This is a genomic window from Dickeya parazeae Ech586 (assembly GCF_000025065.1).
GTDB classification, from domain to species: Bacteria; Pseudomonadota; Gammaproteobacteria; order Enterobacterales; family Enterobacteriaceae; genus Dickeya; species Dickeya zeae.
On the sequence record NC_013592.1, the window covers coordinates 3,076,355 to 3,092,509 of the forward strand.

At 54.6% G+C, this 16,155-nt stretch carries 14 protein-coding genes; 1 reads left to right on the forward strand and 13 read right to left on the reverse strand.

All coding sequences use genetic code 11. The annotated features are described in order from the left end of the window. Positions 1-34 precede the first annotated feature (34 nt). The 8 genes from hypA to DD586_RS13490 all read right to left on the reverse strand — a co-directional run bounded on the left by hypA (position 35) and on the right by DD586_RS13490 (position 8,629). Positions 35-379 carry a hydrogenase maturation nickel metallochaperone HypA gene (gene hypA, locus DD586_RS13455; protein ID WP_012885379.1) on the reverse strand — a complete coding sequence of 115 codons (345 nt, stop codon included), beginning with the start codon at positions 377-379 and terminating at the stop codon, positions 35-37. Continuing rightward, a complete protein-coding gene (gene hybE / locus DD586_RS13460) occupies positions 372-881 on the reverse strand; it encodes a hydrogenase-2 assembly chaperone (RefSeq protein ID WP_049779818.1) in 510 nt (169 codons plus the stop codon). The genes hypA and hybE overlap by 8 nt, the downstream gene beginning before the upstream one ends. 46 nt (positions 882-927) lie before the next feature. Continuing rightward, a complete protein-coding gene (locus DD586_RS13465) occupies positions 928-1,428 on the reverse strand; it encodes a HyaD/HybD family hydrogenase maturation endopeptidase (RefSeq protein ID WP_012885381.1) in 501 nt (166 codons plus the stop codon). Continuing rightward, entirely contained in the window at positions 1,428-3,134 is a 1,707-nt protein-coding gene (hybC, locus tag DD586_RS13470; protein WP_012885382.1) for a hydrogenase 2 large subunit, read from the reverse strand. Before hybC ends, DD586_RS13465 begins: the two co-directional genes overlap by 1 nt. After that, entirely contained in the window at positions 3,112-4,311 is a 1,200-nt protein-coding gene (gene hybB / locus DD586_RS13475) for a Ni/Fe-hydrogenase cytochrome b subunit (protein ID WP_012885383.1), read from the reverse strand. The genes hybC and hybB overlap by 23 nt, the downstream gene beginning before the upstream one ends. Further along, positions 4,298-5,317 carry a hydrogenase 2 operon protein HybA gene (gene hybA, locus DD586_RS13480; RefSeq protein ID WP_012885384.1) on the reverse strand — a complete coding sequence of 340 codons (1,020 nt, stop codon included), beginning with the start codon at positions 5,315-5,317 and terminating at the stop codon, positions 4,298-4,300. The genes hybB and hybA overlap by 14 nt, the downstream gene beginning before the upstream one ends. Before the next feature lie 3 nt (positions 5,318-5,320). Then, on the reverse strand, positions 5,321-6,448 hold the full coding sequence (hybO, locus tag DD586_RS13485) for a hydrogenase 2 small subunit (RefSeq protein ID WP_012885385.1): 1,128 nt from the start codon (positions 6,446-6,448) through the stop codon (positions 5,321-5,323). Between the two features lie 588 nt (positions 6,449-7,036). Beyond that, the gene (locus tag DD586_RS13490) at positions 7,037-8,629 is read right to left on the reverse strand and encodes an ABC-F family ATPase (protein WP_012885386.1); all 1,593 of its coding nucleotides are present in this window, start codon (positions 8,627-8,629) and stop codon (positions 7,037-7,039) included. Positions 8,630-8,842: 213 nt separating this feature from the next. On the opposite strand from DD586_RS13490, the gene DD586_RS13495 reads away from it, so the two are divergent. Continuing rightward, positions 8,843-9,724 (forward strand): PhzF family phenazine biosynthesis protein, encoded by an 882-nt coding sequence (locus DD586_RS13495; protein WP_012885387.1) that lies wholly within the window; start codon positions 8,843-8,845, stop codon positions 9,722-9,724. Between the two features lie 629 nt (positions 9,725-10,353). On the opposite strand, the gene nuoN is transcribed toward DD586_RS13495, so the two are convergent. The 5 genes from nuoN to nuoJ all read right to left on the reverse strand — a co-directional run bounded on the left by nuoN (position 10,354) and on the right by nuoJ (position 16,148). Beyond that, positions 10,354-11,811, reverse strand: a complete 1,458-nt coding sequence (nuoN, locus tag DD586_RS13500; RefSeq protein ID WP_012885388.1) for an NADH-quinone oxidoreductase subunit NuoN — start codon at positions 11,809-11,811, stop codon at positions 10,354-10,356. Between the two features lie 6 nt (positions 11,812-11,817). Further along, positions 11,818-13,353 carry an NADH-quinone oxidoreductase subunit M gene (gene nuoM / locus DD586_RS13505; RefSeq protein ID WP_041164492.1) on the reverse strand — a complete coding sequence of 512 codons (1,536 nt, stop codon included), beginning with the start codon at positions 13,351-13,353 and terminating at the stop codon, positions 11,818-11,820. Between the two features lie 97 nt (positions 13,354-13,450). Further along, complete coding sequence (gene nuoL / locus DD586_RS13510) at positions 13,451-15,301, reverse strand: NADH-quinone oxidoreductase subunit L (RefSeq protein ID WP_012885390.1); 1,851 nt, start codon at positions 15,299-15,301, stop codon at positions 13,451-13,453. After that, complete coding sequence (nuoK, locus tag DD586_RS13515; protein ID WP_012885391.1) at positions 15,298-15,600, reverse strand: NADH-quinone oxidoreductase subunit NuoK; 303 nt, start codon at positions 15,598-15,600, stop codon at positions 15,298-15,300. Before nuoK ends, nuoL begins: the two co-directional genes overlap by 4 nt. After that, the gene (gene nuoJ / locus DD586_RS13520; RefSeq protein WP_012885392.1) at positions 15,597-16,148 is read right to left on the reverse strand and encodes an NADH-quinone oxidoreductase subunit J; all 552 of its coding nucleotides are present in this window, start codon (positions 16,146-16,148) and stop codon (positions 15,597-15,599) included. Before nuoJ ends, nuoK begins: the two co-directional genes overlap by 4 nt. Between the last annotated feature and the right edge of the window lie 7 nt (positions 16,149-16,155).

Genomic DNA, 16,155 nt, shown 5'->3' on the forward strand with positions numbered 1-16,155 from the left:
TTTTACTGACGACACGCCGCATGACAGCAACGTGTTATTCAACCGCCAATTGCTTTAGTTGCAGGCTATCGCCTCCGCTTTCAACTCGCAGGCTATGGCTGCCGCAATGCGGACAGCCGCTGTCGTGGTGGGTCACTTCCACTGGCTGGCTACACTCCCAGCACCAGGCCTGTGCCGGACGCACCGACACATGCAACTGGCAGCCTTCTGCCATGGTTTCCCGGCAGACCGACTCAAAGCAGAACTGCAACGCACTTTCTTCAATGCAAGACAGCGCGCCGATTTCCAGCCACACGCCGGTAACCCGGCGGGCGCCATGCTGACGCGCCTGCTGTTCAATCAACTCCAGTGCGTTGTAGCACAAGGACACTTCATGCATGCCGCTGACTCCGATAACGGCTGAACAGCGCGCGGCGACTCAGGTTCTCTGGCGCATCGGCATCCTGTACCGGCAATGACAAGGCCATACGTGCGCTTTGCTGCGCCAACTGTAACGCCTGGTCCGCACCGAGTGCCGAGTCCAGCGGCGACATCAGTGAACAGGACAGATACTGCTGCCCGTCATCGCTTTCGCTGACCACGAACTTCATGCTGCCGCACGGCAGCGCTAATGCCAGTCGGGTGGACAGCTCACGTCGGGGCCATTGTTGCCCCGGCCCCGGCAGCACCAGCAGACTCAACATCCACGGCGTCAACAGGCAACCGAACCACTGCTGTTCAAACAGGGTAAATCCACAGGCCCGCACCGGAATACCGTCACGATAAAACGGCAACAACCGCATGCGTTCTTGCGCAATACGGTTGAACTCGGCTTCCAGCCAGGCCACCGGACTCTGATCATGCCCCGCAATCCACGCCAATTCTTTGCGCTCATCGGGTATTACCGACGGATTATTACCGCCGTCGCGTGGCGAAGCAGAAAAAATATCAGTCACCACACACCTCCTGCGCGGTTTTCTCCGTCACCGTCACGCCACTTTGACGCAGCGCGGCAATCATGTGCTGTAACGCCGGTTCCAGCGCCCGGGTCACGGTATCGGACAAGCCGATACCAGAATCGAGCGCTTCCGGCTCCACGCCAACCAGTGTCAGTTGGCGGGGAAATTCGCCGGTCAGTTGCAGCGCCATCAGCACGTCGGCCAGACCTAACTGGTGCGGGGAGATCTTGCGGGTAAACAACGCCGGGACTTCACGGTCACGCAGCACCGTCACACTGCCCGGTGCCTTGCCAGTCAGTACCGCATCGGCAACGATCAGGTGATCGCGCCCGGCCATGCATTCCATCAGCTCCATGCCGCAGGTGCCACCGTCCACCACATCAATGGCGGGTGTGCAGTCAAAGCACTGCTCCAGTTGTTCCACCAGACGCACCCCAACCCCTTCATCACTCAGCAAAATATTGCCGATCCCCAACACCAGTATATTCATCACAGCACCTTCACCCGCGTCACTTCATTGCCATTCACGGTATCCACTACGTGCACCGCACAAGACATACAAGGGTCGAAGGAGTGGATGGTACGTACCACTTCCAACGGCTTATGCGGGTCCGCCACCGGTGTACCGACCAGCGACTGCTCGTACGGGCCGGGCTTGTCTTCACCGTTACGTGGGCAGGATGTCCAGGTCGACGGCACTACCGCCTGATAGTTAGTGATTTTGCCGTTTTTAAACACCACCCAGTGCGACAGCATACCGCGCGGCATTTCCCCGAAGCCCACACCGTGAAACTCGGTATCGGGTGAAAAGTCCGGTTTGATGAAGGTCTGATGATCGCCTTTACCGATGTTGTCCACCAGCGCCTGCCATTGCTGCGCCAGCGTATCTTTCAGTACGCAACAGTGCACCGTACGGCCAATCACCCGACCCAACGTGGAGTGCAAATGTTTCTCTTCCAGTTGGTGCCCACTGAGCGTCTGATAAGCGGCTTTAACCTGAGAGAAATGGGTCAACGTGTCTTTATGCTTCGCAGCCAGGCCGCACAGCAACCAAGCCAGCGGCCCCACTTCCACGGTTTTGCCGTAGAAAGTCGGCGATTTCACCCAGGAGTATTTGCCGTCTTCATGCCAGCCGGTGTACTTCGGTCGGGTCAGCCCTTCCCACGGAGCCAGCGGCTGATCGTCCTGATACCAGGCGTGTTTACCGCTCTCACGGATACCCTCGATCAGGAACTTATCGCTGTGGCTGGTGATCGGTCGGTACGTCGACAGATCGCTGTTTTCGATATACCCACCCGCCAGCAGGAAGCTGCCATTCTTGTTGTCGGTCGGCAGTTCCGGCACGCTCAGGTAATGATCGGCACCGCGTCCCAGCGACAACCATTGTGGGTAATGGGCAGCAATCACCGCGCAGTCCACTTTGTAGACTTGCTCAATAAAATCCCCCAACCGGTCGATAAAGCTCTTCACATACATCAACCGTTCCAGATTGAGTACGCTTGGGGCATCCAGATTGATAGGGTTAGCCACACCGCCAACCGCCAGGTTTTGAATGTGTGGTGATTTCCCGCCCAGGATCGCCACGATACGGTTAGCATCACGCTGGCATTCCAGCGCCTGCAGATAGTGAGCGACGGCAATCAGGTTCACTTCCGGCGGCAGCGACATCGCCGGGTGGCCCCAGTAGCCGTTGGCGAAAATACCTAGCTGACCGCTGGCAACCAGATCTTTGAGCTTCTGCTGCACCTTGGTGAACTCGGCAGCGGTATTCAGCGGCCACGTGGATAACCCGTTAAGCAGCGTCGCCGCTTTCTGCGGATCGGCTTTCAACGCGGAGGTCACATCCACCCAGTCAAGCGCCGACAACTGGTAGAAATGCACAATATGGTCATGGATACTGTGTGCGGCCAGAATCAGGTTGCGGATATACTGAGCGTTGACCGGCACATTCAGGCCCAGCCCATTCTCTACCGCACGCACGGAGGCGATAGCATGCACGGTGGTGCACACGCCGCAGATACGCTGCACGATCATCCAGGCATCACGCGGGTCACGCCCTTTGACAATCTCTTCCATGCCACGCCACATAGTGCCGGATGACCAGGCTTTGGTGACCTTGCCGTTTTCAATTTCGCAATCAATGCGCAGATGCCCTTCGATACGGGTAATGGGATCAATGGTGATGCGTTGGCTCATGCTTTACCTCAGCCTGATGATGCGTATGTTCGCCTTTCAGCGCGGGCAGTACCGGCAGCAGGCGGATTAACAAGATGTAGGCGCAGACCTCAATGGCGACGAAGCCAATGGAAATCAGGATCTCCTGCGCTTTAGGAAAGTAGTGGTAGCCGTTGCCCGGGTTGAACGCCAACAGCGAATAGCTCAGTCGCCACAGGGCCGCGCCAAACAGCATGCACAGCGCGCTGACGAACAGCCAGCGAGCATCCTGACGGCAGCGTTTCAAGCGCAGCAGGATCAGCGGCAAGACCATCAAAGCGGCTTCGCACCAGAACATGACAGCAAACCGGTCACCGGCAAACAACAGTGCGGTTTTCTGATGCCAGATGATTTCACCGAAGCGCAGCACCACAAACAGCAGCACCAGCACATGGGCCAGTCCGGTCAATTTGCGGAACAACGCCTGTTCGTCCGGACCACGCCCTTTCAGCCCAGCCTGTACCAGCGAGCCTTCAAAAATCACGATCGAAAAGCCCATGATGAACGCGGTCAGCAGCGACAACAGCGGCAACAACTCATAGCTTTGCCACAGCGGATGCACTTTATAACCAGCGGAAATCATCAGCGATCCCATCGATGACTGGTGCATCGTCGGCAGTAACGCCCCCAACGCAATGATGAAAAACATCACCTTGTTGAGTCGTTTCAGCGACACCTTCCAGCCAAAGCGTTCCAGCACGACCGGCGCGAACTCCAGCGCCATCACCCCGATGTAGATAGTCATACACACAGCGGTTTCAAACAGTACCGAGTTGGTATTGAAATAACCGGGGATATAAAAATACGGCAGGTTCCAGTAACGGCCGACGTCGATGGTGATTGACAATCCACCCAGCGAATAGCCAAACAGACTGGCGAGTAACGCCGGACGTACTAACGGGTGGTATTCGCCACGGTTGAATACATAAACCGCCCAGGCCAACGCCCAACCGCCGCAGGCAAAACCGGTACCGACCAACAGGTCAAACGCGATCCAGATCCCCCACGGGTAGCCGCCGTTCAGATCGGCAACGGAGCCTATCCCCAGAAACAGACGTTTCACGATGAGGATCGCGCAAATTGCCACCAGCGGGGCCAGCAGCATCACCGGCCAGCTCACCAGCCGACCGCCCAACGGACTTGCTTTATGCGCCGTCATGAGGTTTCTCCTGTGAGTCGTCGTGCGTCTCCTCGCGCTCAGCACGGGTATTGCGATGCACCAGTACGGATAACCCGGCCAGTACCGCCAGCGGTAACACCATACCTTTGTACAACGTGTGCTGGATGTGCTCTGAGCGTGCACCGGTAGACAGCGAATCCAACGCGGGCATTTCCAGGTTTGAGTACGGCACCCCAGACAACACCAGCACTTGCGTCCCGCCCGCTTCCTTCTCGCCATAGACATAGCGTTCGTAGCGTGGCACGGTGTGCTGGTAGGTGTCTTTCCTGTCCAACGTTTGGCGTGGATAGGCGTATTCATCACCCGGTTTCAGCGCCAGCCGACGTTTTGCTTCCTCCAGCAGTTGCTCACGGGTACCGTAAATCACCGCACCCGTCGGGCAGACTTCCACACACCCCGGCATGCCGCCTTTGTCGAGTCTGGCCAGCTCAGGCTGGTTGCACAGCTCGCATTTGTGGATTTTGCCCAGAGGGTTTTCATAGTCGTACTTCGGCACATCGAACGGGCACGCCACCATGCAATAACGACACCCGGTACAGATGCTGGCGTCGTAATGCACCACGCCGGTTTTCGGGTCTTTTTTCAACGCCGATACCGGACACACCGACACACAGTTGGGATCGACGCAGTGCATGCACTGCTTCTTGATGTAGGCGTAGCCGTCTTTTTCCTGATCTTTGTTCTTGCCGTCGCCGCTACGCCACACCTGGATGATGTTGTTGGTGTAAGGGCTGAGCTTGTCATTGTTAGACCAGGTCGCCGCACCACCAGAATAGACCGTGCTATCCGGTTTATACTCCAGCTTGTTGACCTGTTGGCATTTACTTACGCATGCCTGACAGCCCACACACAGCGTCGAGTCGTACAGCATGCCGAGCGCGCCAGGAATTGGCGGCCGGTTGGTGGCCTGCGCCTGACTGGCAAGCGGCGTCCCCGCCAGCAGTGCTCCCGCGGACGCCAGCTTGAAAAAATTGCGTCTGTTCACGGCTTAACCCTCCCGGGATGCGTTGCCGGCGTCCTGCTGTTTTTGCTGCCGACCCAATTCGCGTACTGCCATCAGGCTGACACCGGCTACCGCCCCCAGCACGCCGCCGATAAGCCCTGTCGCGGTAGCGGAGCTGTTGCCGCCTTCCGGGCTGGTCACCGACGGTTTTTCAACACGTGGCGTCGGATTTTCCACATTCGCCAGTTGGAAAATACCCTTGGTAAAACCGATGCCCTGCTCGTTGCAGCCGTAGCATGGATGCCCGATCCCCACCGGCCAAATGCCGCCGCCCACGTCACAAAACTCCAGCGTCGGGCAGTTGCCGTAGGTTTCCGGCCCTTTGCAACCAAGATGATAGAGGCACCATCCCTGCCGGTGCCCTTCATCGCCAAACTCTTTGGCAAACCGACCTGCGTCGAAATGCGGACGACGTTCGCAGTTCTCGTGAATCAGGCGGGCATAAGCAAAGGTGGGACGATTCTGGCTGTCGAGTGCGGGTGCACGCTGATAGGTAATGATGTGCGCCACGGTCGCCAGGAAGTTATGCGGGTTGGGTGGACAACCGGGAATGTTGATAACGGTTTTACCCGGTAGCACCGCTTGCAAGCTGACGGCTCCCGTTGGGTTAGAACCGCTGGCGGGTACCCCGCCCCAGGCAGAACAAGACCCAATAGCGACGATAGCAGCAGCATGCTCAGCGGCGGCGCGAATATGCTCGACAATCGGCTTACCGGCCACCATGCAATAGATGCCGCCATCTTTCAGCGGGATGGAACCGTCTACCACCAGAACATATTTACCTTTGTACTGTTCGATAGCCCGGTGCTTGTTCTCCTCAGCCTGTTCGCCAAATGCGGCAGAGAGGACTTCGTGGTATTCCAGCGAAATGGTGTTTAGTAGCAGATTTTCAATGGTCGGGTGGGTAGCACGTAACAGGGATTCGGTACACCCGGTACATTCCTGAGCGCCAATCCAGATCACCGGCGGACGCTGGGGAGACGTCAGTGACTGTGCCATCTCTGCGGCAGCGGCCTCTTTTAACCCCATGGTGGCGGCAAGTGCTGCACATAGCTTCATAAAATCACGGCGATTGATACCGTGATGGGAAAGCATCATATTTTCCCCATTCATTCTTTATTATTCTCCTGTAGCCAAGTCGGAGTAACACATTTCCGTGTCGGCATAGAATAATGAGGAGAATAACGTCACCGACTTGATCTCTATCAATCGGCCGGGGAATAACCATTCTATTTATGCGTCTTCTGTGAAGTTCTTCGCGACATTCCTTTTTTAAAAGCACCGGACTGAGATTAAATGAGAAAATATCTCAATGCGTGACAAACACATATTTTTTTGTGATCCAGAATAGCTTAATCGATTTAACTACGTCTTATATCAGTTATAATAAAATTGTCATGATATTGATTTTAAATCATTTTATTAAATCGTGTTTTTATTTGATTTCATTCTTTAATTATTGATTTATCTTTATCACTCACTTTCGCTTCAATCGGTTACTTTAGCTATTTTACTTTTAAAAGTGTAATTGCAGGATAATATTGCTGCCAGTCGCAAAGATAAAAGTATGCCCTGTGGTGGTTTTTTATTCAGGATTTTGATTATCTCACCGCTGTCATGATTCTGCTGCGCGGCGTTTTAACATTTCACGCAATAAAAAAAGCAGCCGGTAATGGCTGCTTCTCGTCAATACGCTGAATGTTATTCGATTCCGCGACTGCGCAGATAGTCTTCGTAGTTGCCGCTGAAATCAACCACTTTACCCGGCATGATCTCGACAATTCGAGTGGCCAGTGAGCTGACGAATTCACGGTCATGCGACACGAACAGCAACGTCCCCTGATAGAGCTCCAGCGCCATATTCAGCGACTCGATGGATTCCATATCCAGGTGGTTGGTCGGTTCGTCCATCACCAGCACGTTCGGTTTTTGCATCATCAGCTTGCCGAACAGCATCCGCCCTTTTTCCCCACCGGACAGCACTTTGACTTTTTTACGGATATCGTCCTGAGAAAACAGCAGACGCCCCAGCACGCTGCGTACCGCCTGCTCGTCATCGTTTTCTTGCTTCCACTGACTCATCCAGTCAAATACCGTCAGCTCATCGTCAAACTCGTACTCGTGGTCCTGCGCATAATAGCCAATACGCGCGTTTTCCGACCACTTCACCAAGCCGGATTCCGGCTCCAGTTCACCCACCAGTGTTTTCAGCAAGGTAGATTTACCGATCCCGTTGGTACCCAGAATCGCGACTTTTTCCCCGACTTCCACCAGCATTTTTAGCTGGCTGAATAGTGGCCCATTATCAAAACCCTTGGTCAGGCTGTCGATTTCCAGCGCGTTACGGAACAGTTTCTTATCCTGCTCGAAACGAATAAAGGGGTTTTGACGGCTGGAGGCTTTCACCTCTTCCAACTGGATTTTTTCTATCTGGCGCGCACGGGATGTTGCCTGACGTGATTTGGACGCGTTAGCGCTAAAGCGGCTGACAAACGACTGCAACTCGGCAATCTGTGCTTTCTTCTTGGCGTTATCCGAGAGCAGACGTTCACGCGCCTGCGTTGCCGCGGTCATGTACTCATCGTAATTGCCCGGATAAATTCGCAGTTCGCCATAATCCAGGTCCGCCATGTGGGTGCACACCATATTCAGGAAGTGACGGTCATGGGAAATGATGATCATGGTGCTATCGCGTTCGTTCAGCACCTGTTCCAACCAGCGGATGGTATCAATGTCCAGGTTGTTGGTCGGTTCGTCCAGTAACAGAATATCCGGGTTGGAAAACAGTGCCTGTGCCAGCAACACACGCAGTTTCCAGCCGGGTGCGACTTCGCTCATCAGTCCATAGTGCTGCTCCAGAGGAATACCCACGCCCAACAGCAGTTCACCTGCACGTGACTCGGCGCTATAGCCATCCATTTCGCCGTATTTGACTTCCAGATCGGCCACCCGGTAACCGTCTTCCTCGCTCATTTCGCTCAGCGCATAGATGCGGTCACGCTCTTCCTTCACTTCCCACAGCTCGACGTGACCCATGATGACCGTATCCAGCACGGTATATTGTTCAAACGCGAACTGATCCTGACGCAATTTACCGATCCGCTCATTCGGATCGATAGCGACGTTACCCGCACTCGGTGCCAGATCGCCGCCAAGGATCTTCATAAACGTCGATTTGCCACACCCATTGGCGCCGATCAGACCATAGCGATTACCGCCGCCAAATTTGACAGAAATGTTTTCAAACAACGGCTTACTGCCGAATTGCATCGTAATATTATTGGTTACCAGCACAGCACTTACTCGATTCGGAATGTGATTTGGCGCGCATTATGCCACAAGCGAGACCCAGAATCCCGGCGATTAAAGCACATTTTTTAATCAGATGGAGGGGAAATAGCCGCCATCGGCCCCCGGCAGACCAAACGCTAATTGAAAACAGGCACGACAGCGCGTAACCGGGCGTACATAATGGATGCTGACCCAGCTTGCACAAGGAAAAATCAGATGCCGTCATCACGCCGTTTCAAACAAGTCGATGTATTCAGCCAGCATCCTGCTAAAGGAAATCCGCTCGCTGTCATTCTGGACGCCGATGGGCTTAGCGACGAGCAAATGCAAGCGATTGCCCGCTGGACTAATTTGTCGGAAACCACGTTTGTGCTGGCGCCGGATGACCCTGTGGCCGATTATCGGGTACGGATCTTCACCCCGCAAGACGAGCTGCCCTTCGCGGGTCACCCTACGCTTGGCACCGCGCACGCATTACTGGAGTCTGGCCTGACGCCACATGTCCCTCATCAGCTTATCCAGCAGTGTGGCGTTGGTCTGGTACCTGTTGCGATAAGCGATGACGGTCAACTTGCGTTTCGTGCACCAGAAGCCACCATGACCGAACTCGACCCTCAGCATGACGGATTACTCGACGCCGCCATCGGTAGCCATTTACACCATGCAGACAACCGACCTGTCAATGTCCACATGGGGATACGCTGGCTGACGGTACGGATGGAAAGTGCACGAGCCTGCCTGAATGCTCGTCCGGACGCCGTTCATCTGCAACGCTTGCAGCAACTCGCCCAGACCGATGGCGTGGCAATCTATGGACCACATGACGATAGCACGCCCACTGACTATGAAGTGCGCGCCTTCTTTATGCTGAATGATGCTGTAGTGGAAGACCCGGTAACCGGTAGCGCCAACGCCTGTATTGCCCGGGTGATTCAGCACAGCCCGTTACCGGAACAGGCAGACCATCGGCTTGGTTATCAGGTACGTCAAGGCACCATGCTGTACCGTGACGGCCGGGTCAACGTATCCTACATAGATGGCCAACCATGGATTGGCGGTTACAGCAACACCTTGATTGACGGGCACCTCACCCTCTGATACCCGCTTTCTGACGTTACCCATCTGACGACGAGCCTGCCGCTGGCGGCTCGTTATTCACCGTCACACACGACACTCGTAAAAATAATGTGACTTTTATCACGAAAAAGTTGAAATGCCGTTTCTTATCCATTATTATCAAAACCGTGATGAACATCACATAAAACACCAACGACAATAATGGAGATACAACATGAACGCATTCATCAGCTTCTTCAAAAAACTCGGCGACATCTACGTGAGCTACTGCGAACGTATCGGCTCTATCATCAGCCCGTTTTAAGATGAACGCCGCAGACTAAAAGCCGCCCACTTCGATCAGGCGGCTTTAGTTTTTATCCCTTCCTGGTATTTCCCTTGCCGTATTCCCGATTTCCTTTCTGGTTTTAGTTTTCCTCAAGCTTTTTCTGATCCAAGCCTTTTCTGATTTTAGTTTCTAGCATAGTCATCCGGTTTTCCGTTCTTATCTTACACCAGCGCATTTCGCTCTGTCTGTCATCGACGCTCTTCTGCCTTTGCCTGATGCACTTCAGTAAACGCATACAAACCACTTTAGTAGCAAAGAACTAACGACATCTGTATAAAAAAAGCCGCGACATGCGCGGCTTTCATTATCACAGAGGACGGGATTACATCAGTGGCTGCGCCAGTTGTACCAGCGAAATCAGCGGCTGTGGGTAGAGCCCCAACAGCAGCACCAGCACCGATGAAATCAGCACGACAACACCGCCCGCAGTCAACGCCCAGTTGTTCGGCGTATCACGGTTCAGTGTCTGCGGTGCACTCAGGTACAAACTGATCAGTACGCGCAGGTAGTAATACAGGCCAATGGCACTGCCTACCACGACAGCGGCACTCAACCACCACAAGTGAGCGTTAACGCCTACCGCCAGAACATAGAATTTACCGAAGAAGCCCAGCGTCATCGGAATACCCGCCAGTGACAGCATCATCACCGTCATTACCGCAGACAGAATCGGCTTATGCCAGAACAACCCACGGTAAGAGAACAGCGAATCCGCATCCGGGCCACGGTACGGGCTGGACATCAGGCTGACCACGCCAAACGCGCCCAGACTACTGAACAGGTAACCCGCCAGATACACACCGATGGTTTCCAGTGCCAGCTGATGCGTCTGCACAGCAATCAACGCCACCAGCAGATAACCCAGGTGCGCAATGGAGGAATACCCCAGCAGACGCTTGATGTTGCTCTGCGCCACCGCCATCAGGTTACCAAACAGGATCGATGCGAAAGCAATGATACCCAGCGTAGTGCGTACCGACTCGCTATCAACCAGCGGTGCGTACAAGAACAAACGCATTACCGCACCAAAGATAGCGATTTTACTGGCGGTCGCCAGGAAGGTAGACACCGGAGCCGGAGCACCCTGATAAACATCGGGAGTCCACAGATGGAACGGTACCAGCGACAGCTTGAAGCCCAGACCGACCAGCATCATACCCAGACCAGCCAGCAGCAACGGTGCGTGCAGTTGGTGATCACCGAGGCTCTTGCCAAGACTGGCGAAGCTCAGGCTGCCGGAATCGGCATACACCAGCGCCATACCAAACAGCAGGAATGAGGATGCAGCGGCAGACAGCAGCATGTACTTAATCGCCGCTTCCAGCGAACGCTTCTGACGGAAGGCATACCCCACCATACCGAACAACGGCAGGGAGATAAGCTCAATACCGATGAAGAACGCAGCCAGATGGTTTGCGCTCGCCAGCAGAATACCGCCCAGCGCCGCAATCAGCACCATCAGGTAAAACTCGTCTTTATTGTCCGGGAAACCTTCCAGCCACGGGTACGCGAAGGTACTGGTCGCCAGGCTCGCCGCCAGCACCAGACCGGTATAGAACATCGAGAAACCATCGACCCGGATAAGCGGGGTCACATCGGTCGGCCCAACCTGGCCGACCAGATACAACGATAACAGCGCAATGTTCAGGCCGATGACCGTCAGTGTAGCGTTGATAAAATGGTTGCGTCGCCACGCAATGCACAGCATCACAACCACAACTGTCAATCCGACGATTAACAGTGGCGACATCGCGATCAGTTGTTGAGGAGTTATTGTCATGGCGAATTACAGCCCTGTCGTTGAAATTGTTGAACTCTGAACCGCTGACGTAAACCAGTGCTGGATATTTGCCATCGCCGCACTGGATGTGTCCAGAATCGGCTGCGGATAAACACCTAACAACACCAGCAGTACCACCAGCAGCAGAATGAGTGACAGTTCACGTGCGGTCATACCCTGCAGCGGCTCATCCGATTTGGCGGCACCGTAGAATGCACGTTGCATCATCACCAGCGAATACACAGAAGCAAACACCAGACCAAACGTTGAAATCACCGTAATCACCGGCACGACAGGATAACTGCCGAACAGGATCATGAATTCGCCAACAAAGTTACCGGTACCCGGCATCCCGAGGGTAGCCACTGCAAAGAACAGCGACAGTGCAGGCAAGTAACGAATACGGCCCCACAATCCGCCCATCTGACGCAAATCGCGCGTGTGCAGACGTTCATACATCTGACCACAGATAATGAACAGACCCGCTGCTGACAGGCCGTGTGCAATCATCTGCACCACCGCACCCTGATAAGCCAGTTGACTGCCGGAGTAAATGGCAATCATCACAAAGCCCATGTGCGATACCGAGGTATAGGCAATAAGGCGTTTGATATCGGTTTGTTTAAAGGCCATCCAGGCGCCGTAGAAAATACCGATAATCCCCAACCACATCGCGATAGGCGCAAAATCATGGGAAGCATTCGGGAACAGCGGCAGGCTGAATCGCAATAAACCGTAAGCCGCCGTTTTCAGCAGGATACCCGCCAGGTCAACGGAACCTGCGGTCGGTGCCTGGCTGTGCGCATCCGGCAACCAACCATGCAACGGCACTACCGGCATTTTCACCGCGAAAGCGATGAAGAAACCCAGCATCAGTGCGTATTCCAGCCCATAAGACATCGGGGTCTTCAGCAGACGTGAATAGTCAAAGGTCCATTCGCCAGTGGCGTTATGATGAACGAACACCAACGCCAGAATGGCTATCAGCATCACCAGACCACTCGCCTGCGTATAAATAAAGAATTTAGTCGCAGCGGCGATACGCGTTTTACCGTCAGACCCTTTGTGCCCCCACAGCGCGATCAGGAAGTACATCGGCACCAACATCATTTCCCAGAAGAAGAAGAACAGGAACATGTCGATGGCCAGGAAGACACCAATCACCCCGCCGAGGATCCACAGCAAGTTCAGGTGGAAAAAGCCCTGATAACGTTGAATCTCACGCCAGGAACAGAGGATCGCCAGCACACCCAGCAGGCCGGTCAGCACCACCATCAGCAATGACAGACCATCAAGCGCCAGGTGAATAGAGATACCAAAACGCGGTATCCAGTTCAGGATGAACTCCGACTGCCACTGCGGAATGCCCGTCGGTGTCGCCAGCGAGAAGCCGCCTTGCAGCCACAACTGCAATGACAGCGCCAGTGTTAACCCCATTGAGATCAGCGCGATCCAGCGCGGCACACGCGTGCCGAAACGCTCGAGCTGCCAGCACAGCAGGCCGCCGATAAAGGGGATAAGAATCAGCCAAGGTAGTAGCATGGCGTTTTGTGTCCCTAAATTAAAGAAAACGAAAAACTTGCTGCCTGCGGGGCCACGCAATGTTACGCGCCCCCGCCCCTCTGCATTACCGCATCGCTTAAACCAGCAACAGCAGCGCCAGTACCACCACAGCGCCGATGCCCATTGAAGCGGCATACCAGCGCACCTGCCCGTTTTCGCTGACGACCAGCGCACGGTTACCCCAACGGGTGATAATGGCTGGAATATTCATCAACGCATTCAGCGGGTCACGCTGCAGCAATGTCGCAATAGCCAGATACGGTTTGACGAACACCTTGTCGTACAGCCAGTCGAATCCCCATGCATGGAACCACCATGTTGAGAAGAAGCGACCCGGTGCACTGTTAGCGACACGGGTCACCAACTGGCGTTTGCCCAGCCACAGTGCGGCTGCCAGCAAAATACCGGCGATAGCGACCACACCAGAGGCGATTTCCAGCGTCATGACCTGACCATGCTCAAGTTCGGTCGTAGCTGGCAGTACGCCATGCAGCGGCAGCGCAATCTGAGCGCCAACGAAGGTGGACAGCACCAGCAGCACCAGCAACGGTAAGTGATGGGAGATTCCCTTACCTGCGTGGGCTTTGGTTTTTGCTTCACCATGGAACACGATAAAAATCATCCGGAAGGTATACAGCGACGTCATGAACGCGCCCACCAGACCGGCAACGACCAGATTGATATGACCGTTGGCCCAGGCACCGGCCAGGATTTCGTCCTTACTGAAGAAACCGGCCGTTACCATCGGCAATGCCGACAGCGCCGCGCCACCCACCAGGAAACAGGCGTATACCAGCGGAATGGTTTTACGCAGGCCACCCATCTTGAAGATGTTTTGTTCATGATGGCAGGCCAGAATGACTGAACCGGACGACAGGAACAGCAGTGCTTTGAAGAACGCATGCGTCATCAGATGGAAGATGGCAGCGTCCCACGCCTGAACACCCAGCGCCAGGAACATATAACCAATCTGGCTCATGGTGGAGTAGGCCAACACACGCTTGATGTCGGTCTGCACCAGTGCGGCGAAACCCGCCAGCAACAAGGTAATCGCGCCGACATTGGCCACCAGATGCAACACATCCGGTGCCAGCAGGAACAGGCCGTGGGTACGAGCGATCAGATACACGCCAGCGGTCACCATGGTTGCCGCGTGAATCAACGCGGAAACCGGTGTCGGACCGGCCATCGCGTCCGCCAGCCAGGTTTGCAACGGCAACTGAGCCGATTTACCTACCGCACCACCCAACAGCATCAGCGTTGCCCAGGTGATAGCCGGTGAGCCTTCAGCAAAATGCTGCGGTGCCAGTACCATCAGGTCACGGAAGTTCAATGTACCCAGTTCGCGATACAGGATGAACAGCGCAATCGCCAGGAACACGTCACCCACACGGGTAACGATGAAGGCTTTCATCGCCGCCGCGCCGTTATTCGGGTTAGTGTAGTAGAAGCCTATCAGCAGGTAACTGCACAGCCCCACCCCTTCCCAGCCGAGGTACATCAGCAGCAGGTTGTCTGACAGCACCAGCACAACCATGCTGGCGATGAACAGGTTGGTGTAGGCAAAGAAGCGGGAATACCCCTCCTCACCGCGCATATACCAGGAAGCAAACAGGTGGATGAAGAAACCCACGCCAGTCACCACCGACAGCATGGTCAACGACAGGCCGTCCAACGCCAGCGTAACGCTGATGTCAAACTTGCCTACCGTCATCCAGCTCCACAGGTGTTGACTGAAGAAGGTCACCCCGCCAGGCTGTTGCTGGCTGAGAAAATCCATCACCACTCCGCCGGTAACCAGCGCGGCCAGACCAATCGACCCCACCCCGACGGTCGCGGAAACATTTTCCGACCAGCGTCCACGAGAGAAAGCCAGTAACAAGAATCCGATCAGCGGAAACAGAATAGTTAAGTAGAGTAAGTTCATCCGCGCATCTCACTGACAGTATCAATATTCAGGGTCTGACGGCGACGATACAGCTGAAGCAGCAACGCCAGACCAATACTGGCCTCCGCTGCGGCCAGCGTAATAGCCAGGATATACATCACCTGACCATCCGATTGTCCCCAGTAGCTTCCTGCAACCACAAAAGCCAGCGCCGCAGCATTAATCATGATTTCCAGACAAATCAGCATAAACAGCAGATTGCGACGGATCACAAGCCCGGTCAGCCCCAGTACAAAGAGGATGGCCGCCAACAGCAAACCATGTTGAAGCGGAATCATGCGCGTTCCTCCGTTATTTTCTTATCGGCATCCTGATCTTTGGCAACCAGATCTCCGCGCTTATCTTCACGGCCAATGTGGAAAGCAACCACCAGACCAGCCAGCAACAGCATCGACGCCAGTTCAACCGCCAGTACATACGGCCCGAACAGACTGATACCCACCGCTTTCGCATCAACCATATTACCGACGATATTCTGGTCGGTGATGCTGGTAATCCCTTTGACGATCACCGCCAGCAGAATCAGAGAAAGCGCCCCCGGCCCTATCCATACAGCAGGTTTCAGCCACAGTTTTTCCTGTTCATCCACCGAATTACCGAGGTTCAGCATCATGACCACGAAGACGAACAACACCATGATGGCGCCAGCGTAGACGATTATCTCCAGCGCCCCGGCGAAATACGCCCCCAGCGAGAAGAACACACCGGCAACCGCCAGTAACGAAATAATCAGATAAAGTAATGCATGTACTGGATTGGTATGGGTAATGACACGTAGTGTTGCCAGTACCGCAATAATCGCAGTCGCATAAAAAGCGAATTCCATGCTTGGC

Bases quoted from the DNA above. Each gene is read 5' to 3' on its own strand.
- hypA (WP_012885379.1), bottom strand. From the start codon at position 379: ATGCATGAAGTGTCCTTGTGCTACAACGCACTGGAGTTGATTGAACAG.
- nuoL (WP_012885390.1), bottom strand. From the start codon at position 15,301: ATGAACTTACTCTACTTAACTATTCTGTTTCCGCTGATCGGATTCTTG.
- nuoK (WP_012885391.1), bottom strand. From the start codon at position 15,600: ATGATTCCGCTTCAACATGGTTTGCTGTTGGCGGCCATCCTCTTTGTA.
- hybO (WP_012885385.1), bottom strand. From the start codon at position 6,448: ATGAATGGGGAAAATATGATGCTTTCCCATCACGGTATCAATCGCCGT.
- nuoJ (WP_012885392.1), bottom strand. From the start codon at position 16,148: ATGGAATTCGCTTTTTATGCGACTGCGATTATTGCGGTACTGGCAACA.
- DD586_RS13465 (WP_012885381.1), bottom strand. From the start codon at position 1,428: ATGAATATACTGGTGTTGGGGATCGGCAATATTTTGCTGAGTGATGAA.
- hybC (WP_012885382.1), bottom strand. From the start codon at position 3,134: ATGAGCCAACGCATCACCATTGATCCCATTACCCGTATCGAAGGGCAT.
- nuoM (WP_041164492.1), bottom strand. From the start codon at position 13,353: ATGCTACTACCTTGGCTGATTCTTATCCCCTTTATCGGCGGCCTGCTG.
- DD586_RS13495 (WP_012885387.1), top strand. From the start codon at position 8,843: ATGCCGTCATCACGCCGTTTCAAACAAGTCGATGTATTCAGCCAGCAT.
- hybB (WP_012885383.1), bottom strand. From the start codon at position 4,311: ATGACGGCGCATAAAGCAAGTCCGTTGGGCGGTCGGCTGGTGAGCTGG.
- nuoN (WP_012885388.1), bottom strand. From the start codon at position 11,811: ATGACAATAACTCCTCAACAACTGATCGCGATGTCGCCACTGTTAATC.